Source organism: Halobiforma lacisalsi AJ5 (assembly GCF_000226975.2).
In the GTDB taxonomy this organism is placed as follows: domain Archaea; phylum Halobacteriota; class Halobacteria; order Halobacteriales; family Natrialbaceae; genus Natronobacterium; species Natronobacterium lacisalsi.
In genome coordinates, this window is the sequence record NZ_CP019285.1 from 644,365 (window position 1) to 666,754 (window position 22,390).

Consider the following 22,390-nt stretch of genomic DNA (forward strand, 5'->3'; position numbering starts at 1 on the left):
CGATGGCACGCCAGCAACCGCACACGATTAGAGTTTCGCTCGACGACCGAGCGCGGGTGCCGTTCGCGATTATCGGCGTCCTGCTATTGTTGAGTAGTGTTACCGTCATCGGCATCCTGGAATCGCGAGACGAAGCCGAAGTCGACGCGAATCCGATGCTCGCGCTCGATCGAACCGAACCGCTCGTCCAGTCCGAACTGCGGAGGGCGGTCCTGCACGCGACCGACGATGCGGCCCGGGCGCCGCTCGGAACGACCGCCGACACGCCGGTCGGTAACGCGATAGCTGATCCCGATGGTGACGAGTTCGAACGCTATCTGAAGCTGCTGATCTACGCCGAAGCCGAGCGAACGCTGCCGGCGGCCGGGCAGGAACTGCGCGGCTCGGCCGAGACGACCGTCGACCTCGAGCCCGTCGACTGGAACGATCGAGCGAGCGTCGAAGCGGCGATCGATCGCGTCGAACTCGAGTACCGGAACGGGGACGGTGACGGAGACGGTCCAACGACCGGACTCCTCAGAACGACGATCGAAGGCGTCTCGATCCGCCTCGAGAGCGACGACGGGAGTACCCGGGTTCGCGACCGACGGCCGATAACGGTCACCGTCGGGACGATGCTGTTCGAACTCCACGAGCGAACGGAACGGTTCGAACGGGGCCTCAACGACGGGTTCCGGGAAGCGGACGGCTACGAGGGATTCAGCCGCAAGCTCGCAGCCCGGCTGTATCCGCTCGTCTGGGGCAAAGCCTACTACGACCGCCTCGACAACGACCCGAGCGAACGTGCGTTCGAAAACGTGACGCCGAACGAACACACCGAGGTGCTGGCGAACGACGCGATATTTGCACTCCAGAAAGACGCGTTCGGTGACGGGGCCGTCGACCCGTACGAGGATCGCGTGATGAGAGGTGCGTCAGCATGTCTCGCGGTCGACCTCGGCGAAGAGGTCGTTGACGCCGATCTCGAGGACATGGAAACGCTCTGTGAGAGCGATTACGTGTTCGGCGACGTCGAGGGCGAACTCGAGGATCCACCGACGATTCAGGAGCTATTGACGCTCGTCCTCGAGGACTATGTACGCGGCGAGATGGAAGTGGAGTTAGAGATTCATCCGTTCGCGGAGGCCGCGTTCGTCGAGACAACTGGCTTTACGATGGACGGACTAGAAGACGAGTTTTACGAAGATTTGAACGAGAGTGATCGCTTCGACGAGACGTATTTAGAGTCCCATTATCAAGAAGAATTGATAAATGCAGAAGAAGTAACTGGACTCAAAAACGTAGTAGGGAAATTAGAGTCAGAAGTAAATAAAATAGAAAGTACCGACAGTGTTAAAGAATCAGTTTCTAGCATATATAAGGCAGAAATTTCTCTTGAGGAGAATATAATCCGTGAAAACACTCTCCCGGATGCTAATATTATGGAGGGCCCTACTGGAAGCGAAAATCATACCTATCAAGGAAGGGAGTATCTCATCTTCCCTGGAGACGGTGCTGATGTGAGGTTTTCGGAGCGAAAAGAGGATACAGCCGACTTAGAGAGGAACTTGGTAGATATTAATATCACATTTGAAAATGTGGTTCAAGAACAAGTCCACTGGGAAGGACATGGGAACGCGTCGAATGTGACGATCGATTCAGATAGAAAGAGCATCACATATACCGCGGAATTCACCATCGCAGGAGAATTTGCGCCGGATGCGACCGTCGATAGATCGAGAGGAATGGAAACCGCACTCGAACGAGGAGGGGCAGCCGGACCGATCGGAGTAGACAATTTCGACGGTGCGGCGATGGAATCTGTCGAGGAGCTATTCGGAACGCGAAGCGAGGATACGCTCGAGAGTCGCATCGAGTCGCAGTCGAGTACGATCCTCAATAGAGACGATTTCGAATCGGCGATCGACTACGATACGGAAGGTGAACTCGACCTACAAGAGGACGATATCGATACCTGGCTCCAGAACGAGTTATCGGAAACGCATCTAACCGTCGTTACGGAGGTCGAACCGCTGGAGGTCGATCTGTTCGACATGGTGACCGGCGAGAGTCCGATCTACGAGTTCGAATCGAAGGTCGCCGAACTCGAAGACGACGTCGTCTACGATGGGATCGACGGTTCGTACGAGAACGCACCGGATATGGCCCGGGCAGAGGTTCGCCAGCGATACTTCGAGAACATCTACGCATGGATCGAAACGATGGGCCAGATTCACGATGATTCGAACGACGCAGCCGACGAGATGATCGGCGAACTACTGGGTGGAGCAAACGACATGCTCGAGGATAGCGTCGGGTTCTTCCAGGGGGTGTTGGCCAATCCGGAAGAGGCACTCGGCGACGACCCCCACGATGAATGGGCTCTGGCCGGTGGGTCGCCGTTACACGAAGACGTTCGACTCGTTGTCGACGGATCGCCTACCTATCTTCCGCTCGAAACGGTCGAACGGGGGGAAGTACCGGCAGTACGGCCGGACGGTAACGGGCCGTTAAACCCGGCACCAGCTGCGCATGCACCGCTGGGAGCAAAATACGAAAACGAGGTGGGATTTCCCGGTGCCCCGGTCGTTCCATGGCCGCAGTTTTTCTTCCTGCAACTGGATGCCTGGCAAGTAGACGTCAAGGGCGAATATGCTCGATTCGAAGTGAGAGCGACGAGCGGTGACGGGCCGCGAACTGATTCGACGACCTACGTCAGAGAGGACAAAGCGGTCTATATCGATGCAACCAATGCGGACGGCAAAGTCAAAGCGGGTTCAGTGGACCCAATAGCGTTCGAAAACTCCGTTCCAGTCGTTACGTTCGTTCCGAGCCCACAGCTCTTGCCTCGAGGCAGTCCAGGTGTCGGTAATACTGGACAGGAGACCAATGAATCCGATAATTGGACAGAAATAGGCGATGTTTAGCTAATTTTGAATAGTGTATTCTCGTGGCTAGTTAGATAAACTGAATTATTCGCGACAATTGGTGATGCTATCGCCGGTTCACCCAGATCGTATTCCCAACCCAAATCTCCAGATTCAATATCGATTGCATAAACAGCATAGTATGAACAAATGTATATCATGCTATTTGCAACTACTGGTTTCGGATCTGGGGAGAACTGAATTTTGAGTTCCCAACTTAGATCACCAGACTGAGTTTCGAGTGCGATGACTCGATCACTATCCCCAAAGAACACCGTCCCGTTCGCAACGGACGGACTCGAGGCGACTTCCGTCGTCGCTTCGTACTCCCATTCGAGGTCGCCCGAATCGGTATCGACGGCGTAGAAGTTCCCCTCGACATCGCCGATGTAGACCAATCCGTCCGCGACGGCGGGGCTAATGTGGTGGAGAATCTCGCCTGCTTCGTTTTCGAACTCCCACTCGCGTTCGCCGGTCTCGAGGTCGATCGCACCGAGCCGGTCCTCGTAGGCGACGTACGCGGTCCCGTCGCTGATCGCCGGTGCTTCTGAAACACCCATCTCGTACGGATCGGGGAGGAGATCGATCGGCTCCTCGAGGGTTCCAGTCTCGAGATCGAACCGCCAGATGTGCTCGTCGTCGGTAACGACTCCCGTCGAGTCGTCGAGGACGAGCGGATAGTACGGGTTGGAGTTCGTCCCGTCTTCGCGCCATCGCACGTCACCTGACTCGCCGTCGATCGACAGCAGTTCGCGGTTGCCGGAGAAGTAGAAGTTGCCATCGGCGTACGCGGGTGTTGGGCGCAACGAGGTTTCCAGGTCGACCGACCACTCCTCGTCGCCGGTTTCGGGGTCGATCGCGTAGAACCGTTCGTCGTGCGAGCCGACGTACAGCGTTCCGTCGATGAGAAGCGGCGTAGCGGCGAACGAGTCGTCGGCTTCAAACTCCCAGTCGACGTCGACACCGTCGTCTCCCGACCCATCGGGGCCCCGAGCATCGGGTTGGTGACCGGTGTTCGCCAGGTCGACGCCGTACATGCGCCACTCGGCACTGGCCGGGCGGTCGCGGAGGAGCGAGTCGGACGGGGCACCATCTTCGTTCTCGTTCAGGTAACTTGCACATCCTGCGAGTGCGGGGACGGACGCCGTCGTAGCACACGTCCGCAGCCATTGACGGCGAGTTCTGTTGCTTCGTTGCATACAGTCGTCACTGTGTGAAGACAACCGTTCGTAATACATTTATTACTTTTGAACCGCTGATATATCCTCCATCAACCTAGTTTTAACTGTTTTAGAGCAAATAATCTGTGCGCCAACACTGGATTCGAGCTCATTGCAACGAACCAAATGTCACCACTCGAAGGAGAATCGGCCACCAGAGACCGACTGGCGTCGATCATTCTCGAGCAGTCGCAACGATTGCGAGGTCGGAGTCGAGTTCAGTGATGCGCTCGGCGGTAGGTGTAGAGACGATGCGTGACACCGTGGAACGATCGGTACTTGCGCCAACGAGAACGATGTCGTACTGCGTCGCGCGGTCGGCGACGAACGCCTCCGGTGTATCACCGACGACACGGCTTTCGAAATCGCAGTCCACGCTGTCGGCGTTCCCGTCGAACGGTTCGAGAAGTCGTGTGAGCATTCGTTCGGCCCGTCGGCGGTCCCGGTCTCGAGTGAGGCAGTGACAGACACTGACGGTTCCGTCACCCACCAGCCGCGTCGCAAAGTCGACCATCGCATGCGCGATATCGCTCTCGCGGCGAACCGGGACCAGTGCTCGCTGCCAGTCGTCCCGGCCCTTCTTCGAGCGGTGAACCAGAACGTCGAGCCCCCCGTGCAGGAGGTCACGAACGAACCCTGACGGCCCCTCTCGGTCGTGGCCCTCACGTGATTCGTAGGGGGCGACGATCAGATCGCACTCCGTTTTCCGGGCAGCCGCGAGTACGGTCGTCGGATCGTCCTCGTTGCCCGCGACGACGGCGACTTGACAGGGTACGTTCGTCTCCGCTTCGATTTCGCGAGCATATTCCTCGATCCGTTCGGCGGTTTCGGTTCCGACTCGGGTTTCGGCGCGTGTTCGGCCGTCACCCCCATCTGGTGTGGGGTCCCCTTGGTCTGCATCCGGACCCGATCGCGCCGAACTGTGAGTTGGGTGGCCTCCCGCGGCCTGCTCTTCACGGTCATCAGTTTCCTCCTCACTGCCGGTATCGTCCAGCCCGTTCGGTGACTGGCCGTCCAAGACATCGTCGACCGACTCTCGATCGACGACCTCGAGGAGCACCACCTTGCCGGCCTCGTGTGCGGCCGCGAGGCGAGCGCCGAGCATCGCAGTCGCCCCGGGACGGTCACCTCGAATCGGGACGAGCACTGCGTCGTCGGCCGTCGTGCTTGCATAGAGGAGATGAGCGCGTCGCTCGAAGAACCACCGCCGCCATCCGACGAACGCGGCAGCGACCAGCGACGTCGCGACGAAGACGCTGAACACGTAGGCGATCGCGGCGCCCGTTCGGCCGGGGAACACGCCGATGACGGTACCGTCGGCATTCGTTCCGAGCGGTTCGGTGAGGAGCACGAGCAATGCAGTCGAGAACGATTGTGCTTCCTCCAGATCGAGAAGCCACGTGAACGAACCGGTGAGGAAGATAGCGAAGGCCGCGGCGCCGGCGTGGGCCTCGAACGTTCCCGGAGAACTGCCGTACCCATATCGTCCGACGACCTCGAGTGCGATCCAGCCACAGACTGCGCCCAACGTCAATCCTCCGACGAACCGCCGCGGGGAGGCGTACTCGCTCTCCGGTTCGGAAAAGAGCGTGTACGCTCCGGACGCAAGCGGCGGAAACAGCAAGAACGGAAGGGCAGGAACGGCGTTCGACAGTGCCGTAACGAAACCGAGCAGCGCCGGGACGAAAAGCAGCGCCGAGAGGCGGATCAGATTTCGCGTGTTCTCGAGCCACGCCCGCAGTTCGCGTCGTTCGCGCCGTTCGATTCGACGGAGCCGAGACCCGATCGCACGGACGCGCGACCGGAGACCCTCGAGCATACGTTTCGTTACGGCTGGATCGGAGAAGGGCGTTACGCTGGTCGCAGAACGTCAAATTTCGAACGACCGGGAGTCGGGCGCGTTCCATCTAACGGCTTACTGGCACCCGTGACGACCCCACGGCCTTCGTTCGAGCGGGCATCGGAAGGGGAGTCCCGAACCGAAATCTATGCTCCGTCCCGTTGCTGGATCCCGGTCCACGACTCGATCCGGAACCGGTAACCCCGAACGCCGCGCATCGGGTTCGCGGACGCGAATATATTGGGGTGCCAGGCGTTTTGCATCGCGTCCCGCAGGGTGTCCCATTCGTCGTCCGGGACGGCGACGATCCGACCGGTCAGGGATATACTCTGCCAGTCGTAGACGGATTCGGCGCGGTAGACGAGAAACCGCCCGCGCCCGACGTCGTCAGAAAGGTCCTCTTTGCGACTTTCGGTTCCAAACAGCAGATAGACGAAGTACAGCATCGACTCCCCGTCGTACCCAAACGACATCGGGACGACGTACGGGACGCCCTCGGTCGGCAGCGCGAGGATGCCGATTCCTTCCTCCTCCAGAAGCGTCCGCATCTGTTCCTCGCTCATCGACGCGGTGTTCGACTCCTCGAGCAGGTCATTGAGCATAGTTACCAATACACGTTCTATTCTAATAATGGTGCCGTCGGTCGAAAACCACGGCCGTCACGCGCTGGCCGCCGCGCTGAGAGGGGACAGTGATACAGCGATGCCGGCCGACGGCTACAGGTTCAAATGGGAAGGCGCGACCAATCGCGGCATGTTCGCTATCGCCGGCGCGAAAGGCGGTTGTGGAAAGACGACGGTGACGATCGGGTTGGCCGACGCGTTCTCGAGAGCGGGCACGCCCGCCGTGGCCGTCGACGCCGACCGACAGTTGCCCAACCTGCACGTCGTCGCAGGGGCGGATCGGAACCCCACGCTCGTCGATGTCGCGTCCGACGAGGAACTCGAGGCGGTCGTCCAGGGTCGGCAGGGACCCGATGGCGACGGTGTCGGTGCCGGCGTCGGGATCGTCCCCGCACCGGAGCCGTCGGAGCGGGCCGAAGTCGATTTCGAACTCGCCATCGATCGCCTCGAGCGAACCGGCGCCGAGGTACTGGTCGACTGTCCGTCCGGGGCCGGCCCCGACGCGGTCGAACCACTGGAGTACGCCGACGCGGTCGTCGTAGTGACGACCGCCACCGACCGCGGCCTGGACGCGGCCGCCACGACGGTCGAAATCGCGCGCCGACTCGATACCCCCATCGCCGGTGCGATCGTCACCCTGACCGATGGAGTGACCGATACCCTCGAGTCGACCCTCGGTATCCCGGTTCTCGGCACCGTCCCGGACTGCGAGTCACCGCTGACGGAAGCCGCCGCGCGAACGGCGTTCGACGACCTCGCGGCTGCAGTGGCCCGCCGGGCGACCGCGACCCCGTCCCCCGGCAGCGATCGGGAAGGGTCGGCGAAGTCCCTGCTCTCGACCGGGAACCGCGCCGTCGATCGGACACTCGGCGGCGTACCGCCCGGAACGGTCGTTGCCGTGACGGCTCATCCGGCCAGTCAGTCGGAACGGCTCCTCTACGAGGCGACCGCGACCAGAGGAACGCTGTACCTGACGACCGATCGCTCGAGGAACGACGTCGAGCGGGCGATAGAGTCGACGACGGTCCGGACCGGCAACCCGACGGTACGGCGCCTCGACCGGGACGAGCCAGTCGAACACGCGCGCCGACTGATCGGGGAGTTACCGGAGGGTGCGAACCTCGTGATCGACTCGGTGGCTCCGCTCGAGCGAACGGCCGGCGAGGCGTACCCGGACGTGCTGAACGCCGTCGCCGATCGGATGTCCGAGACGGGTGGAATCGCCATACTGCACTGTCTCCGGGGCGCGGAGCCGAACCGACGAACGACGACGCTGCACCTCGCCGATGCGGTGTTCGACGTCCGGACGATCAGCGCGGGCGTCGGAACGGGCGTCGAGCACCGCATCGCGGTACCGAAATTTCGGCCCGACGGCCGTCGATCGCCGATCGTCGAACTCGACCGGCGTGAGAAAGGCGAGCGGAATGGTCTCGGTTCGGAAGGTGACCCCACCGCGTTCGAGTTCGCCGCGGAACGGGACGACGGGCAGGGAAAAGAGGAGTAGCGGTACGGACTTACTCCTCCGTGGCTGTCTCGAGCGTGCTCGCGATCGACGCGAAGGAGTCGACCGACGGACAGGTCGGATACGCGTCCCGGACCGGCCTGTCGCGTTCGGCGGCGACGGCGATCGTCGGCCGCTCCGCGAGGGTTGCGACTCCAGTGCCGAGTTTCGACTCGAGTCGGTCTGCGATCCCCGCGATGCCGTCGTCGGACGCCCGGTTGATGACGATCGTTCCGACCGGCGTTCCGAGGTCCCGAGCGAGCGCTCGTGTACGGACCGCATCCACGATAGCGGCCCGTTCCGGGATCGTTACGAGTACAGCCACGGTCGCCGCGTGTAGCGGATAGCCGACGTCGCGGGCGAGCCCCGCGGGACAGTCGACGACGACACGTCCCCGCTCGCGTTCCAGTCGGTGCAGGACCCGCGGGAGTTCGGAGAGCAGCGACGCCCGGACGCCAGCGAGCGAGCGACCGCTCGAGAGTACGGGGACGGCACCGTGCTCGACGACCGCGTCGTCGGGGTCGGCTCGACCGGCGAGCACGTCGTGCAGCGTCGGACCCTCGAAAGAGGGGAGATCGCCCGTCGCGAGGTCACCGTCGACGACGACCGCCCCGAGTTCCCGGGCGAGGTTCAACGCGACGGTCGTCTTGCCGACGCCCCCTTTGCCACCTCCGACTGCCACGATCATCCGTCGATCGACGTCGACGGCGGAACGCCGGCCGGCGAGCCGGACTCGAGAGAATCGAGGATGGTGTCCGGCGAGGACAGCCCGTCTGCCCCGGAAATGCGGGTCGAAGCGGTGACCTCGACCGGCTTCGGCCGGGGATCGGCGGGAGTCGCGAACCCAAGTCCGCGGGTTCGCCCCGGGTCGACGACGCCCCGCCACGCGCCGTTGGTCCACTCGACTGCAGCCCCGCGCCTGGCACTCGGGGTCCAGACCGGCGCGTCGAACCGTGGCTCGAGCCGCACGCGCTGAGGCGTCGCCCGGCCGTTCGTGACAGTCACGCTGACGAACGTGACGCCATGGCGGGGGGTAGTGTTCGTCTCGAGATCGATCGAATCGGCCATGGGGACGGTGGCCGCTCGATCCGATTTAAACTCTCGGACGGCGAGACCAAACTGATTGGAACCGCAACTCATACGTTGGGACCGAATATCGAGGGTCGATGAACGCTCGGTGCCCGGAATGTGACGGCCTGGGAGAGTTACTCGAGAAAAGATCGCTCGAGGGCGGCGTGAGAGGCATCTTCGAGTGCTCGAACTGCGGGACCGAGTGGTCGACCGCTATCTGAAGCCCCCCGAGTGTGGGGGCCACGGATCGCGTCGATCGATCGATTCAGGCTCGAGGCTTCCTTCGACGCGTGCCGGACGACCGACGATGAACCACCCACCGACTGACCCCTGCTCATGCTCGTCGTCGCGACCGGATTCGCGGCCCTCATTCGAGTTGGACGGGCGGATTCGTGCGAGCAGGGGCGACGGGGTTGAAAAGACTCGCCTTGCCGGGTGGGATCGGACCGGGCTTCGTACTCGCTCATGTCGGCTGCTGGCACCTGTTCGGGAATGGATGAGGAACCGGACTGACGAGGGTGCGGGTCGATCGATGCCGTCGTGGCGTCGTTTCCACCGAAGACTGGGTGAAGGCCCCCCGGCCCGGCCACGAGCGAACCGGACGTTGTCTGACGGGTGGCAGACGAGCGTCATTACAACGACACGGGCTTTTATTACCGAGAATCTGGCAGCGGGGAGCATGCATTCCGATCCACCCATCAGCCACCGAGTCGTGGAGAAGGTCGCAGAACGCGAAGGTGTGCCGTCGACGGAGTTGCATCCGCCGCTTCACTCCGCGGTCGATACCGACGCACTCGATGCGATCTGTCGAACGGCTGATACCGATCGCGGACGGCCAACGATCGAGTTCGAGTACGAGGGATACACCGTCCGCATCGCCAACGGCAGCGAGATCACGATCGAGGAGCCGTCACCGCTCGTGGAACCGGATCGGGAATTCGCCTGAGCGCATCCGTCGGACGAACCGAGATTTGCAGTGCCTGAATTATATGCTCTAGATGAACCCACGCATCCCTCGCTAGCTATGTTCGGAGAACTAGTCCGCTGACAGTGGACTTCCTCTGTTGGCCGTTCCATCGGAGTGGGTCGGCCCCTGATTGAGTAACTACCCTCTCTCCGTTGGTCACCAGAGAAGTACTGATGACAGTGATCTGCACCCAAAAGATAAAATATTTTATACCTACAACATTCAATTATTACTCGGGATTAGATAGTAAGTGACAGAGACCCGATATCACACAAATATATCGGCTCAAAACCGTGCAGTTTCTGGATGGGCCCTGACGGATTCGAACCATCGACCACTCGGTGTCTCACGCGATCGCACCGGTGTCCGACCTCGTTATGAGCCGAGCGCTCTAACCAGACTGAGCTAAGGGCCCTCTACTCGGAGGAAAACGTGGCCGGAAGTTAACGCTTACTCTCCGTCTCTCGGTTTTCGACACACTAGGTGCCCGGAGTGCGCGCGCCGGCGACGGGACTATGTGACCGGCGACCGAACGAATGGGTGAATGCCGGATCGTCGACTCGAGCGGTTCCTGCGGTCGAAACTCCGTGAAGCGGGCGAGCAGTACGAACAGATACGGGAGTCGACGGACAGCCAACTCGAGGAGGCCCGCGAGGCGTACGAGGTGGCGAAAAACGCACGCGCGCTCCCGTCGGACGAGGCGGGACGTGCGAAGATCATCTGTCGACGCTACGCCGAGAAACGGGCGGCGATGCTGGACGACCGGTACCGGCCGGCCTGTTACGAGGACGGCCACCCGGATTGCGAGGGCTGTGTCGAGGACGTTCACGAGGGCCGGATCGAGACGTGGTAGTCGACCGACTCGTCGGAGAAACGAAGCGGAGAATCGCGGACGCGAACCGGTTTTGACTGACGGAAACCGCAGATCCGAGCGTCGATCAGCCTCGAGAGTCGAATCAGCGATCGATGAAAGGCCCGAGGGCGGCGTCAGCCTCTGTTTTCGTTCGGGTTCGGGCGTCCGCCGTCACCCTTCCGCTTCGGGCGCTCTTCGCTGTCGTCGTCGGCCGGGCGGAAGGCCCACGCGAGCAACGCCAGGATCATTCCCAGGCCGAGCAGGGCCGTCTCGAGGGCGGTGAGTTCGATCCCGACCCACGAGAGGACGGTCCGGAACTCGACCGCGAACGGGATGATGAAGGCCGCGGCGACGAGTAGCGCCTCAGGGGAGACCCGCATCTCACGCATCTACGGGATCACCTCGATCTCGGGGAGGGCAGCGGTAACGGTCTCGAGCGAGGCGGGCAGTTCGGCGGGAAGGAACGGCGCGATGCTGACCGGGAAGCCGTTGATCTCGTAGCCGAACAGGCCGCCGTCCTGGATCACGCTCAGTATCGGGAGCGTGTACGCGAACACGACCAGAACGACTGCGATGGTCGTCCAGAGTTTCAGGTTGTCGAGGATCAGGGGGGCGTCCTCGGATCCGGAGAGGGTATCGGCGTAGGTGTTCGCCGGGATGGAACCGCTCTCGGCGCGGTCCCCCAAGACGGTCACGACCATGTTCGCGAGGAACAGGACGAGCGAGAGGAACAGCAGGGTACCCCCGAGTGCGACCTGGAGATCCAGTTCGGCGACGGAGCCGACGCCGGCCTCGAACGCGAACTCCTCGTACTGGGGTTCGGCCGTCCGGCGGGGAATGCTGAACAGACCGCCGCGGTGCATCGCGTTCGACATGAACGTCATCCCGATGAACCACAGGAGGACCTGGACCAGCGCGACCGAACGGTTCCACAGGCGCTTGCCGGTCAGTTGCGGGATGAACCAGTAGGAGGCGGCCATGAACGTCAGCGCGACTGCGGTACCGACGGTGAGGTGGAAGTGGCCGACGACCCAGAAGGTGTTGTGGACGAGATAGTTGATGTTCATGCCGGCGTTGATCATCCCGGAGAAGCCGGCTGCGGCGAACATCAGTCCCGCAAGCGACATCCCGGTGAAGACGGGGTCGCGCCAGGGCAGGGCCTTCAGCCAGCCGAGGTAGCCGCTCCCGCCGCGCTGACGAGCACCGTGTTCCATGCTCGCGACGACGGTGAAGGCGGTCAGCAGGCTCGGCAACAGGAGGAACATCGTGTTCGTCATGGCGATGAACTTGAACCCTTCCGCGATACCGGGGTCGAGGTACTGGTGGTGGATCCCGGTCGGCACCGAGAGGATCAGGAAGAGGACGAACACGACGCGTGCGAGCGGATCGCTGAACAGCTTTCCGCCGGCGAATTTCGGCAGCATGATGTACCACATCATGTACGCCGGCAGCAGCCAGAAGTACACGACCGGGTGGCCGAAGAACCAGAACAGCGTCCGGGTCAGCAGCGGGTTGATGCCGTCGACGAGACCGAGCGTCCACGGCAGGATAAAGGCGAGGATGGCGACGGCGACGCCGAGGGTCGCGAGGTACCACATCAGCGTCGTCGTCAGCACCATAAACGTCGGCAGCGGGATGCGTTCATCCGGGTTGTCCTGCTTCCAGGCCCACCAGGTACGGAACCAGTCGACCCCGGCGAGCCAACTCCCGACGACGAACAGGACGAGCCCGACGTAAAACAGCGGGTGGCCCTCGAGCGGCGCGTAGAACGTGAACAGCACGCTCGCGCTCATGTCGATGGAGTCGGTGAAGCCAGCGAGGATCGGGACCGCCGCGAGTATCGTGCCCAGCACCATCAGGCCGTACCAGCCCCACGTGAAGCGCAGATCGACCATCCCGCGGTCGAGGCTGGTCGTGACAGCCCACGTGAACAGGCCCACGAGGAAGAAGATCGTGAACGTGAGCGCGAGCAACACCCCGTGTGCGGTCAGGACAGTGTAGTAGTCGGCCGAGTCCATGAACCGGAACACGTCGGTCCGGTGAAGCGCCTGGATCAGCCCGAACAGGCCGCCGATAGTGAGCGCGATAAACGAGCTCCAGAACGCCGAGTGGATGACTTTAGACTCTTCCGGGAAATCCTCGAAGTATGCGGTCGTCGCGTTACTCATTGTCGTCCTCCGTATCGGTCGTGTCGTCGCTTTCGTCGTTTTCGTCGTCCTCGTCCGTTCCAACCGTCACCTGGCCGCTCTCCTCGTAGTCGTCGACGGTGACCGTCCAGTCGTGTTCGCCCTCGCCGAGGTCCGAACTGTCGACGGCGAAGGTAACCTCCTCGGAGCTGTCGCCCGCGACGGTTACGTCTTCCTCGAGAGTCACGTCGCCGATCTCGGCCGTGACGGTGGTATCGAGGTCCTCGAGCTGGCCGTTCGTCACCGTAGCGGTGACCTCGATCTCCTCACCGGTCGCGACCTCGTCGGGCGCCTCGGCGGAGAGTTCGGTGAGGTCGAAGTCCTCTTCGGGCGTGACGATCAACTGGCCGGACATCTCGTGGTGTTGTGGACCGCAGTACTCGTTGCAGACGAGGCCGTACTCGCCGGGTTCGTCGAACTCGACGGTCATCGTGGAGATCTCGCCGGGAATGACCATCGTGTTGACGTTCGTGCCGACGACGCTGAAGCCGTGGATCACGTCGGGGCTCGTCACGTGGAAGGTGACTTCGCTGCCGGCGGGCACCTCGATGGGGTCGGGGACGAACGTAAACGTCTGTGCGCGGACGTAGACCTCGTACTCGTCCTCACCGACCTGCTGGACCCCCGGGTCGCTGAACTCCTCGTGGTCGAAGACCTCGTTGGGGTCTATCGAGCCACCCTCGTCGTCGACCATCGCGATGCCGAGGCCGATCGACCCGTACGTGATCGTTGCAATGAAGCCAACGATCAACAGCATCGCGGCGATCAGCCACGCTTTTTCGTACGTGTGGATGTTCATACGAGCCCCACCCCCATCAGGATCGAGCTAACGACCGTCGGGTCGTTCCCGACGAATTCCACGAAGTACATGAAAAACCACAGTGCTACCAGGATCAGGAAGTACAGTCCGATGAGCACCAACGTCCCGATCGGATCGTACTCGTCGTGACCGATCTCCGTGATCGGTCCGTCGACGTCTGCGGCCGTATCCGGCCGCTCCGCACTTTGCTCTGTCGCCGAACTCATACGGGAGGGTAGTGAACGGGTAGGACTTACCCCTCCCTGTCGTTCCAGCAGGATGGGAACGGGTGCATCCTTTAAGTAGCCATCATACGCAGGAATACACAATGACGTTCGAGGACCTCGAACCCCGACACGCAGCCGCAGCCGGACTGCTCGCATTCGTGCCGACGGTAATCTACGGCATCGGTCGTCCCGGACTCGCCGGCTTCGTCGCCGCGCTCAACGTCGCGATAATCTTCGCGTCGCTGTACGTCGCGATGTCGCCGGTCGACAGCGACGGACACGACCACGGACACGGCTCCGGCGACAACGGAACGAGTGCGTAAACGGATTCGACAGCCGTCCGAGCCCTCGAAGCGGCGGGCTCGGCGACACCCGAACGGTTCGCGGCTCGGTCACGACTCCGCACCCATGAGTTCTCCGCTCACCCGACGACCCACACCGAGCACCCTCGAGTGCCACGCGTATCGCGTCCGCCCACCATTCGAGCGGACCGACGACCGATCCTCCTCTCCACATGGCTCGAGACACTAGCCGATCGACACCCACGCCGGGTTCGAGCGCGGACGACGACGCGTCCGACCGAAGCCGCTCGAGCGACGACGCCGATCTCGCCGCCGTCCCGCCCGCCGTCGAACTCGGGGAGGGCGGCGGGGGAGACGACGGACCGACCGGCTGCGACCTCTGTGACCTCCCCACTCCGGAGCCGCCGGTCGCCGCGCCGGACGTCGACGGACGCTTTTGCTGTCGGGGCTGTCTCGAGGTGAGTCGGACGCTGTCGAACTCGGATGCGAACGCCGACGCCGATTCGGCCGGCGCGGAACCCGACCCCGGCGCGCTCCGATCCCGGCTGGCCGACGGGGACGCGGGTTCGGAGGCCGCCGACCCCGACGACGCGCTCGAGGACGGCGAGGGCGAGGAGGCGTTTCTCTCGGTCGACGGGATGCACTGTTCGACCTGCGAGGCCTTCCTCGAGACGACTGCCGAGTCCGCCGACGGTGTCCTGGCTGCGGAGGCCAGTTACGCGACGGAGACGGTTCGGCTGGCGTACGATCCCGACCGGGTCGAAACTGGTGACCTCGCCGACGTCGTCTCCGGCTACGGCTACACCGCGCGGGAGCGCGGACGCGAGAGCGACCACGAGGCCGACGACGGACAGGCGCTCGTAAAGTTCCTCGTCGGCGGCGGGCTGTTCGGGATGATGGTGATGGTGTGGTACGCCGTCTTCCTCTACCCGACCTACTTCGGCTACGAGCCGGTGGCCGACTTCGGAAGCTACGACGGCTACTACGTCGCGGTCAACATCTGGCTGATGACCACCTTCGTCCTCTTCTACACGGGGTACCCGATCCTCCGAGGTGCGTACGTCAGCCTCCGGGCGGGGATGCCCAACATGGACCTCCTCGTGGCGACCGCGGCCGTCGGCGCGTACGCCTACAGCACGCTCGCGATGGTTCTCGGGCGGACGGACCTGTATTTCGACGTCAGCGTCGCCGTCATACTCGTCGTCACCGCGGGTACCTATTACGAGGAACGGATCAAGCGCCGCGCGACGAACCTGTTGTCGGACCTCACCGAGCAGCAGGTCGACGAGGCCCGCCGCGAGGACGGCGAGACGGTCCCGCTCGAGAGGGTCGAACCCGGCGACCGACTGCTCGTTCGCCCCGGCGAACGGATCCCGCTGGACGGCGACCTCGTGGAAGGAACGGCCGCAGTAGACGAGTCGCTGGTGACCGGCGAGTCGCTTCCCGTCGAGAAAGCACCCGGCGATCCGGTCCGCGGGGGAACCGTCGTCACGGACGCCCCCGTCGTCGTCGAGGTGGGCGAGGACGCCGAGAGCACCCTCGACCGGCTGGTCTCCCTGCTGTGGTCGATCCAGAGTTCGCGGCCGGGCGTCCAGCGACTCGCCGACAAGCTGGCGACGATCTTCGTCCCGCTCGTGTTGACCCTCGCAGCCGCCGCGACGGTCGTCCTGCTCGCGCGGGGCTCGACCCCCTCGGAGGCGCTGCTGGTCGGGCTGACGGTCGTGATCGTCTCCTGTCCCTGTGCGCTGGGACTGGCGACGCCGCTTGCGATCGCCTCCGGAATTCAGTCGGCCGCGAAACGCGGGATCGTCGTCGCCGCGGAAGCGATTTTCGAGGACGCACCCGAAGTGGACGTCGTCGTGCTCGACAAGACGGGAACGCTCACGACGGGGACGATGACGGTGACCGACGTGTACGCGGACGCGACGGAGGGGAGCGACGGACCCGACGAGACGACGCTCCTCGAGCGCGCTGGCGCCGTCGAAGCCCTCTCGGAGCATCCGATCGCGGCCGCGATCACGGAGGCAGCCTTCGGCGACAGCAACGAGGACGGTGACGGTGGGGACGACCACCCCGACGACGAAAACGGGGAGCCCACCCTCCCTGCCGGCGTCAGCGCCGACGACTTCGAACGCGACCGCCGCGGCGTCAGCGGCGTCGTCGACGGCGACCGCGTCGTCGTCGGCCATCCGGACTACCTCCGCGAGTCCGACCTCGAGATCCCCGACAGCCTCGAGTCACGAATCGCGGACGCCCGAACGGCCGGCGACGTCCCCGTCGCAGTCGGCTGGAACGGGCGTGCTCGCGGCGCGATCGTCGTGGGCGACTCCCCCCGCGAGGAACTGGAACGAGCGGTCGAAACGCTCTCGAGCGGTCGCGAGGTCGTCGTCCTTACCGGTGACGAGGGGGCCGCGGCCGACCGATTCCGGGCCGTCGAGGGGGTAAGCGAAGTCTTCGCCGGCGTCCCGCCGGAGGGGAAAGCCGAAACCGTCCGCCGGTTGCGGGCCCGCGGCACCGTCGCGATGGTCGGCGACGGGAGCAACGACGCCCCCGCGCTGGCGGCCGCCGACGTCGGCATCGCGATGGGCAGCGGGACGAAACTGGCGACCGACGCCGCCGACGCGGTGATCGTCGGCGACGACCTCGAGGCGGTCCCGGAGACGTTCGACCTCGCGGCGGGCACTCACCGCCGTATCCGACAGAACCTCGGCTGGGCGTTCTTCTACAACGCCGTCGCGATTCCGCTCGCGATCACCGGACTCCTGAACCCGCTGTTCGCGGCGGTGGCGATGGCGACGAGCAGCCTGCTGGTCGTGATAAACTCCGCGCGGTCGATCTCGGACTAGTCCTCGCGCTCGCCGCCGCTCTCGTCCTCGTTCTCGTTCTCGTCCTCGTTCTCGTTCTCGTTCTCGTCCTCGTCCTCGTCCTCGGCTTTCCGTTCCGTCACCACTCGGTCGACGACGGCCCGCTCGCCGTCCTCGTAGACGTAGGTCTCGCCGTCCTCCTCGTCCTCCGTCCGTCGGTGGCTCCCGTCACAGAACGGAAACGTGTCCGAGAGACCGCACTGACAGACCGCGACGTCCCCCTTCTCGTCGTCGATATCCGACGGATCGAGCGTTCGCGGACCGGTCGCCTCGAGTTCGACGAGTCGCGTCATCGTCGGACAGTCGGTCCGCCGTGACCAAAATGGTTCGCTCCGCTTGCTCCTCGGTTCCCCTCTCGGATCCCTCGCGAGAGGAACAGCTACGGCGCTCGTCGCGGACGAACGGTGAGAGCGAGACAGCGGTGGCGACACGTCGATCCGGGAGACGATCGTTTCCCAGACTCGAGAAGAAACGTGGAACAGTGGAGCGGAAACGGGACGAATGACGGGCGCGGAAGACAAACTACTTGGTCGTCGTCGGTAATCTTCTGCTACCGAGACATGAGTTCGTACGCCGCGGAGGCGACGATCGCGATCGCGCTTACCGTCGTCAAGACGCTCAGCTTGCTCGTCGGCGGCATGATCACGTTCTTCGCGTTCAAGGCCTACCGCCGCACCCGCCAGCAAGCACTCGGATTGCTCGCGGGCGGGTTCGGCCTCGTCACGCTCGGACTGGTGTTGGCCGGGATGCTCTACGAACTGCTGGACGTGGGGCTGATGACTGGTATCCTCCTCGAGAGCCTCCTGATGCTCGCCGGCTTCGTGGTGATCGCGTACTCGCTGTACGTCACCTGACTTGCCCGGCAAGCCGCGAACGGCAGTTCGAACGCTCCAGGAACGAAATCTTTACCATCGGAACATTCAGTGTTGGGGGTATGTCTTCGTCGGGCGGACCCTCCGAGAGGGAGTGTACGTTCTCGCTGGACCCGTCACGAGCGTCCCACCACAACCATCCCGACAGTGACCTGCCCGACGACGACCTCACCGACGCGGGCGTCTGGAAGTGTCCCCACCCACCGCTCGAGGGACGCGATCGCTGTCTCGCCCACCTCGAGCCCGCGGAACGGCCCGACGACACCGACGAGACGGCGTGGCTCCGCGAGCGCCTCGAGTCGGCCGCGGGCGGCGGGGCCGAGAGCCGCCGACGCAAACAGTTCGTCGGCGGCCGGTTCGAGGGCCTCGACCTGACGGGCGGCGTCGGCGTCGAGACGAACGACACGTATCCGCTCGATTTCAGGTACGCCGACGTCGATCACCTCGCCTGCGCCGCAACCGACGCGACCGACCGCCTCGAGTTCGGCATGGCGACAGTCGACGAACTCCGACTCGAGGGGACGTTCGACGCAGTGCGTGCGCACGCAGCGGCGCTCGGCGACTGCGACCTCGAACACGCGACGATCAAGCTGCTCGACTGGCGGGACGCGAGCGTCGACGCGCTGGCACTGGGGAGCGCAGACGTCGACACGGTCGATCTCAGGAACGCGACTGCCGGCACGATCGACTGCGACGGCGCGACGATCGATCGTGGCCGCTTCGATTTCCTGCGTGCGGATCGCGTTCGGGGAGTCCACGCGACGTTCGACGTGGTCGATTTCGACAGCGCGACGTTCGACCGGATCAACGTCTACTACGCCGATATCGGCGAGGGTGACTTCCGGGGCGTCCGTGCCAACGACGCCGTGTTCAAGGGGGCGGCGTTCGACGGTGCGTACTTCAACGGGGCCGTCTTCGGGGTGTCGAACTGGATCGGGGCCGACGTCGCGAGCGGTCACTTCCGGGACGCCCGTTTCGATCAGGTCTCCTTTTTCAAGGCGGACATCCCCTCGGCCGGGTTCGAAAACGCCTATCTCGGACTGGCGAACTTCCAGAACGTGACCTTCGAGAAGGCGGATTTCGAGAACGCGACGCTCGAGCACGCCGTCTTCCGCGGGGCGACGTTCCGGACGGCCGACTTCACCGGGGTCGACTGTGCGGGCGCCCTGAATCTCAAGGAGACGACGTTCGCGGACGACGTAACGATCCGCCCCTCGCCGACCGCTCCGCCGACGGAGACGCTCGTCGACCTCGCGGGGAGCGAGATCGCGACGGGAACCTTCGGTCAGTCCGACCGCGGCTGGGTGTTCTACGACCTCGCGGACGCGACGGTCGGGCACGTCACGTTCGAGCACGCGGACGACGGCGACGACCGCGACGGCGAGTTGATACGACACGTACGCTTCCTGCGAACCCGGTTCGAGCACTTCGATTTCAGGGACAGCGACGGGATCGACCTGAAGCGAACGAACTACGACATCCACTCGATGTACCGCGCGGACGACGGCGACGACCCCGAACGGGACGCGGAGAACCGTGCCGGGCAGTTGCTCCAGTACGGACTCCACCTCGCCTCGAGGCGGGTTCGCTCGAACGGTGCTCCGACGGGCGAGGCGTCGACTGGCGACAGGACGTCGACGGGCGGGGCGTCGACAGACAACAGGACGTCGAGTTCCGAAGACGACGGTGTAACGGTTCCGGGCGCAGCCTTCACGCTCGAGGCAGTACCCGACCCGGACACCGAGTCCTACGCCCAAGACAGGGTTGCTGCCTGGAACTCCCTGCTCGAGATCGACCCCGAGACGCTGCCGACGCCGAACTACCACGATCAGCCCGCCCGCGACCTCGAGTACACGTATCTGCTGGCGAAAAACGGAGCCAACGTCATCAACGACAACGAGTCGGCATCCCGGTTTTTCGTCCGGGAAATGCTCCAGCGGCGGCGGCAGTATCTCGACCTGGCCCGCGAGGCGGATTCCAATCGACGGCGGCTCGGACACCTCATCGACTACGTCGAGAACTGGATCATCGGGACGACGTCCGGCTACGGCGAGAGTCCGGCACGAGTCATCGCGACCTCGGCCGTTACGATCGGCGTCTTCAGCGTCCTGTTTTACGCGCTGGAGCCGGGGCTGTACGACGATCCGCTCCAGTTCGGCGTCCTGAGCATCGGCTCGTTCGTCAGTTTCATCATCGGCGGCGTCACCGACGTCCCCGATCCGCTCATCAGTCTCCTCTCACAGGTACAGGCCTTTATCGGCGCGTTCTTCATCGCACTGTTCGTGTTCACGTTGACCCGGTCGATCCACCGGTGATCGGAGCTTCGACGCCGGAAGACGTCGGGCTCCGTCGATCACCGTCGACACACTAATGACAGCACCCTCGTCACTAGGGGACAGGCCATGGCCGACGAAACGCAACCGCTCGAGGAGCAACTCGTCGCCGCCTTCGAAGATCTGAACTACCCCGTCGAAGGCCCGCTCGATCTGGCACCCAACTTCCCGTCCTGGGCGAACACGACGTTTACCTCCGAACGAGGGGATCCGGACGTGGAGCTCTCGCTGACTCCCCGAGAGCTGCTGGTCCTGCTGGCCGACGGCGACGCCGAGTTCCCCTACGAAGACGTCGACGAACTCGCGGCCGACCTCGAGACCAGACTGCGAGAGGAGGGATTCCCCTCGTGAACGTCGGCGGTCGGTGCCTCGAGTTGTAGCCACCGGTCCGACTGCTCGCGTCGGGATCGAAGGGGCGGCTCGACTGCGTCGCCCGATTTGGCAGTTCCACGTACGGTCTTCTAGAAACGTACCAACTGATTCACATGCCGAGCGCCGCAAGTCTGCACTGCGGGGGCCTGGAGCCCCGTCGATGATCGTCGGGGCCATCCAGCTGCCGTGGTTGCACCCCGCCCACCCACCCGATCCGGACGAAGTCCGAACTCGGACGCCGAACCCGGAGCACCGACCCGGCTCCGGATCCCCGATCACGATCGGCGTCCGAAACCCGAACCCGACCGGACCAGTCTCACTCCGCAGCACGCGCCCCTCTCGGTTCGTCACGGTTTCCGTTCGATCACGGACCGGATCCCCCTGGTCCAGCCGACCCCGTGACGAACCGTCCGAACCGTCGCCAGTGGCAGTGACTTTCCCCTCGAGTCCGACGTCGGGCGACGCTCGAGGGACGAGTCGAAGACACCGATAGCGGGAGTTACGATCGACTGAGCCTGCTCGAAACCGAGTGAGACCTGGGTACCCCTGGCAATGGTGCAAACGTCGCGCCGACTACGTGAGGTGCCGGGGAACCGAGCCAGCGAGCGCACGGAGCCAGTACTCGCTCGTAAAAGAGACGGTGGAACGAGTAAAGAAAGGGGTCAGCCGGGAAAACGCCAGAGACGCTCGTCCACCGGGCGGGCGATATGATTCGGGAGATTATACGATCGAAATATCATCAGTATAACGTTCACCTACCAATCTATCTCGAAGTCCAATGTGTCCTTCCCCTGTATTGCCTCCTCGTATTCGCTACGGAGGATAGTGAATCGATGCTGGTCGGTTACTTTACCATCGGGTCGTGATGAGTGCTGTCGTAGTAGTCCTTCATGACATCCCCCGTATTTTTCGATGTATTTCTCAATCATCCGTCTTGAGGGTTCGTTATTCGCCGCACAAGTCGTATAGTAGGCGTCGAGGTCGTACTTCTCAAACGTTAGTTCAATGAACGCTGACGCCCGCTCCAGGCCGTACTCCCGTCCCCAATAACGTTTCGAGAGGACAATATCTGAACTAGCTCGCCGTTCTTCCCAGTCGGGGCCATACGCAGTAGTTCCGACGATCTCGTTGTCTTCTTCTTTCGACCGTAACAAGTATCGTGCGCTCCCGTGATCGGCCCACTTTTCCTCGGCCCTATCTATGAAGGTAATAACTTGGTCAAGCCGCCGAAAGCGGAACCAGGGCATATGCTCCGTTGCGTCACCTTGCCAAGCATCGTGAGTAACGAACTCGTAGAATTCGAAGGAATCTACGTTTTCGTGACTCAAACGTTCGAATTTCAGTCGGTTCGTCTCGATACGTTCGGGGAACAGATCGTGTGTCATTACCCGACCGTTCGTTGATACCGTAGGGTACAAGCCCTGACGGTGCCGTTCAGAAACACCGCAAGACCT

The 22,390-nt window shown here is 63.2% G+C and carries 20 protein-coding genes and 1 tRNA gene; 9 read left to right on the forward strand and 12 right to left on the reverse strand.

Annotated features, from left to right (window positions below; all coding sequences use genetic code 11):
* Window positions 1-2: 2 nt before the first annotated feature.
* On the forward strand, window positions 3-2,906 hold the full coding sequence (locus CHINAEXTREME_RS03030) for a DUF7286 family protein (protein ID WP_238593337.1): 2,904 nt from the start codon (window positions 3-5) through the stop codon (window positions 2,904-2,906).
* Here the strand turns inward: CHINAEXTREME_RS03030 and CHINAEXTREME_RS03035 are convergent.
* The 3 genes from CHINAEXTREME_RS03035 to CHINAEXTREME_RS03045 form a co-directional block, all read right to left on the reverse strand.
* On the reverse strand, window positions 2,903-3,943 hold the full coding sequence (locus CHINAEXTREME_RS03035) for a PQQ-binding-like beta-propeller repeat protein (protein ID WP_007140993.1): 1,041 nt from the start codon (window positions 3,941-3,943) through the stop codon (window positions 2,903-2,905). The genes CHINAEXTREME_RS03030 and CHINAEXTREME_RS03035 overlap by 4 nt on opposite strands.
* A gap of 358 nt (window positions 3,944-4,301) precedes the next feature.
* A complete protein-coding gene (locus tag CHINAEXTREME_RS03040) occupies window positions 4,302-5,945 on the reverse strand; it encodes an HPP family protein (RefSeq protein WP_007140994.1) in 1,644 nt (547 codons plus the stop codon).
* Between the two features lie 167 nt (window positions 5,946-6,112).
* The gene (locus CHINAEXTREME_RS03045; RefSeq protein ID WP_007140995.1) at window positions 6,113-6,568 is read right to left on the reverse strand and encodes a pyridoxamine 5'-phosphate oxidase family protein; all 456 of its coding nucleotides are present in this window, start codon (window positions 6,566-6,568) and stop codon (window positions 6,113-6,115) included.
* Between the two features lie 31 nt (window positions 6,569-6,599).
* Between CHINAEXTREME_RS03045 and CHINAEXTREME_RS03050 the strand changes: the two genes are divergently transcribed.
* The gene (locus CHINAEXTREME_RS03050; protein WP_449289594.1) at window positions 6,600-8,093 is read left to right on the forward strand and encodes a DUF7125 family protein; all 1,494 of its coding nucleotides are present in this window, start codon (window positions 6,600-6,602) and stop codon (window positions 8,091-8,093) included.
* Between the two features lie 10 nt (window positions 8,094-8,103).
* On the opposite strand, the gene CHINAEXTREME_RS03055 is transcribed toward CHINAEXTREME_RS03050, so the two are convergent.
* Window positions 8,104-8,778 carry a nucleotide-binding protein gene (locus CHINAEXTREME_RS03055; RefSeq protein ID WP_007140997.1) on the reverse strand — a complete coding sequence of 225 codons (675 nt, stop codon included), beginning with the start codon at window positions 8,776-8,778 and terminating at the stop codon, window positions 8,104-8,106.
* Window positions 8,775-9,158, reverse strand: coding sequence for a DUF7857 domain-containing protein (locus CHINAEXTREME_RS03060; RefSeq protein ID WP_007140998.1), 384 nt, complete (start codon window positions 9,156-9,158; stop codon window positions 8,775-8,777). Before CHINAEXTREME_RS03060 ends, CHINAEXTREME_RS03055 begins: the two co-directional genes overlap by 4 nt.
* Before the next feature lie 682 nt (window positions 9,159-9,840).
* On the opposite strand from CHINAEXTREME_RS03060, the gene CHINAEXTREME_RS03065 reads away from it, so the two are divergent.
* Window positions 9,841-10,107 carry a HalOD1 output domain-containing protein gene (locus tag CHINAEXTREME_RS03065; RefSeq protein WP_076738697.1) on the forward strand — a complete coding sequence of 89 codons (267 nt, stop codon included), beginning with the start codon at window positions 9,841-9,843 and terminating at the stop codon, window positions 10,105-10,107.
* 328 nt (window positions 10,108-10,435) lie between these two features.
* Here CHINAEXTREME_RS03065 and CHINAEXTREME_RS03070 read toward each other — a convergent pair.
* Window positions 10,436-10,543 (reverse strand) — tRNA-Ile (locus tag CHINAEXTREME_RS03070).
* Between the two features lie 129 nt (window positions 10,544-10,672).
* Here CHINAEXTREME_RS03070 and CHINAEXTREME_RS03075 point away from each other — a divergent pair.
* The gene (locus CHINAEXTREME_RS03075) at window positions 10,673-10,981 is read left to right on the forward strand and encodes a DUF7091 family protein (protein ID WP_007141000.1); all 309 of its coding nucleotides are present in this window, start codon (window positions 10,673-10,675) and stop codon (window positions 10,979-10,981) included.
* Between the two features lie 134 nt (window positions 10,982-11,115).
* On the opposite strand, the gene CHINAEXTREME_RS03080 is transcribed toward CHINAEXTREME_RS03075, so the two are convergent.
* Genes CHINAEXTREME_RS03080 through CHINAEXTREME_RS03095 form a run of 4 tightly spaced genes read right to left on the reverse strand, consistent with a single transcriptional unit; the run spans window position 11,116 to window position 14,193 of the window.
* Window positions 11,116-11,370 carry a hypothetical protein gene (locus CHINAEXTREME_RS03080; protein ID WP_007141001.1) on the reverse strand — a complete coding sequence of 85 codons (255 nt, stop codon included), beginning with the start codon at window positions 11,368-11,370 and terminating at the stop codon, window positions 11,116-11,118.
* Complete coding sequence (locus tag CHINAEXTREME_RS03085; protein WP_010546451.1) at window positions 11,371-13,149, reverse strand: b(o/a)3-type cytochrome-c oxidase subunit 1; 1,779 nt, start codon at window positions 13,147-13,149, stop codon at window positions 11,371-11,373.
* Window positions 13,142-13,966 carry a cytochrome c oxidase subunit II gene (locus CHINAEXTREME_RS03090; RefSeq protein ID WP_007141003.1) on the reverse strand — a complete coding sequence of 275 codons (825 nt, stop codon included), beginning with the start codon at window positions 13,964-13,966 and terminating at the stop codon, window positions 13,142-13,144. The genes CHINAEXTREME_RS03085 and CHINAEXTREME_RS03090 overlap by 8 nt, the downstream gene beginning before the upstream one ends.
* The gene (locus tag CHINAEXTREME_RS03095; RefSeq protein ID WP_007141004.1) at window positions 13,963-14,193 is read right to left on the reverse strand and encodes a hypothetical protein; all 231 of its coding nucleotides are present in this window, start codon (window positions 14,191-14,193) and stop codon (window positions 13,963-13,965) included. The genes CHINAEXTREME_RS03090 and CHINAEXTREME_RS03095 overlap by 4 nt, the downstream gene beginning before the upstream one ends.
* A 101-nt stretch (window positions 14,194-14,294) precedes the next feature.
* Between CHINAEXTREME_RS03095 and CHINAEXTREME_RS03100 the strand changes: the two genes are divergently transcribed.
* Together CHINAEXTREME_RS03100 and CHINAEXTREME_RS03105 are read left to right on the forward strand one after the other, a co-directional pair.
* Window positions 14,295-14,516, forward strand: a complete 222-nt coding sequence (locus tag CHINAEXTREME_RS03100; RefSeq protein ID WP_007141005.1) for a hypothetical protein — start codon at window positions 14,295-14,297, stop codon at window positions 14,514-14,516.
* Between the two features lie 191 nt (window positions 14,517-14,707).
* Complete coding sequence (locus tag CHINAEXTREME_RS03105) at window positions 14,708-17,341, forward strand: heavy metal translocating P-type ATPase (RefSeq protein ID WP_007141006.1); 2,634 nt, start codon at window positions 14,708-14,710, stop codon at window positions 17,339-17,341.
* Here CHINAEXTREME_RS03105 and CHINAEXTREME_RS03110 read toward each other — a convergent pair.
* Window positions 17,338-17,652 carry a CDGSH iron-sulfur domain-containing protein gene (locus tag CHINAEXTREME_RS03110; protein WP_007141007.1) on the reverse strand — a complete coding sequence of 105 codons (315 nt, stop codon included), beginning with the start codon at window positions 17,650-17,652 and terminating at the stop codon, window positions 17,338-17,340. The two genes, CHINAEXTREME_RS03105 and CHINAEXTREME_RS03110, sit on opposite strands and share 4 nt — an antisense overlap.
* Before the next feature lie 267 nt (window positions 17,653-17,919).
* On the opposite strand from CHINAEXTREME_RS03110, the gene CHINAEXTREME_RS03115 reads away from it, so the two are divergent.
* The 3 genes from CHINAEXTREME_RS03115 to CHINAEXTREME_RS03125 all read left to right on the forward strand — a co-directional run bounded on the left by CHINAEXTREME_RS03115 (window position 17,920) and on the right by CHINAEXTREME_RS03125 (window position 20,915).
* The gene (locus CHINAEXTREME_RS03115; RefSeq protein WP_007141008.1) at window positions 17,920-18,213 is read left to right on the forward strand and encodes a DUF7521 family protein; all 294 of its coding nucleotides are present in this window, start codon (window positions 17,920-17,922) and stop codon (window positions 18,211-18,213) included.
* An 80-nt stretch (window positions 18,214-18,293) separates the two neighbouring features.
* Window positions 18,294-20,546 (forward strand): pentapeptide repeat-containing protein, encoded by a 2,253-nt coding sequence (locus CHINAEXTREME_RS03120; protein ID WP_007141009.1) that lies wholly within the window; start codon window positions 18,294-18,296, stop codon window positions 20,544-20,546.
* A gap of 87 nt (window positions 20,547-20,633) precedes the next feature.
* A complete protein-coding gene (locus CHINAEXTREME_RS03125; RefSeq protein WP_007141010.1) occupies window positions 20,634-20,915 on the forward strand; it encodes an MTH865 family protein in 282 nt (93 codons plus the stop codon).
* A gap of 776 nt (window positions 20,916-21,691) precedes the next feature.
* Here the strand turns inward: CHINAEXTREME_RS03125 and CHINAEXTREME_RS03130 are convergent.
* Complete coding sequence (locus tag CHINAEXTREME_RS03130) at window positions 21,692-22,321, reverse strand: GNAT family N-acetyltransferase (RefSeq protein ID WP_007141011.1); 630 nt, start codon at window positions 22,319-22,321, stop codon at window positions 21,692-21,694.
* Window positions 22,322-22,390 lie beyond the last annotated feature (69 nt).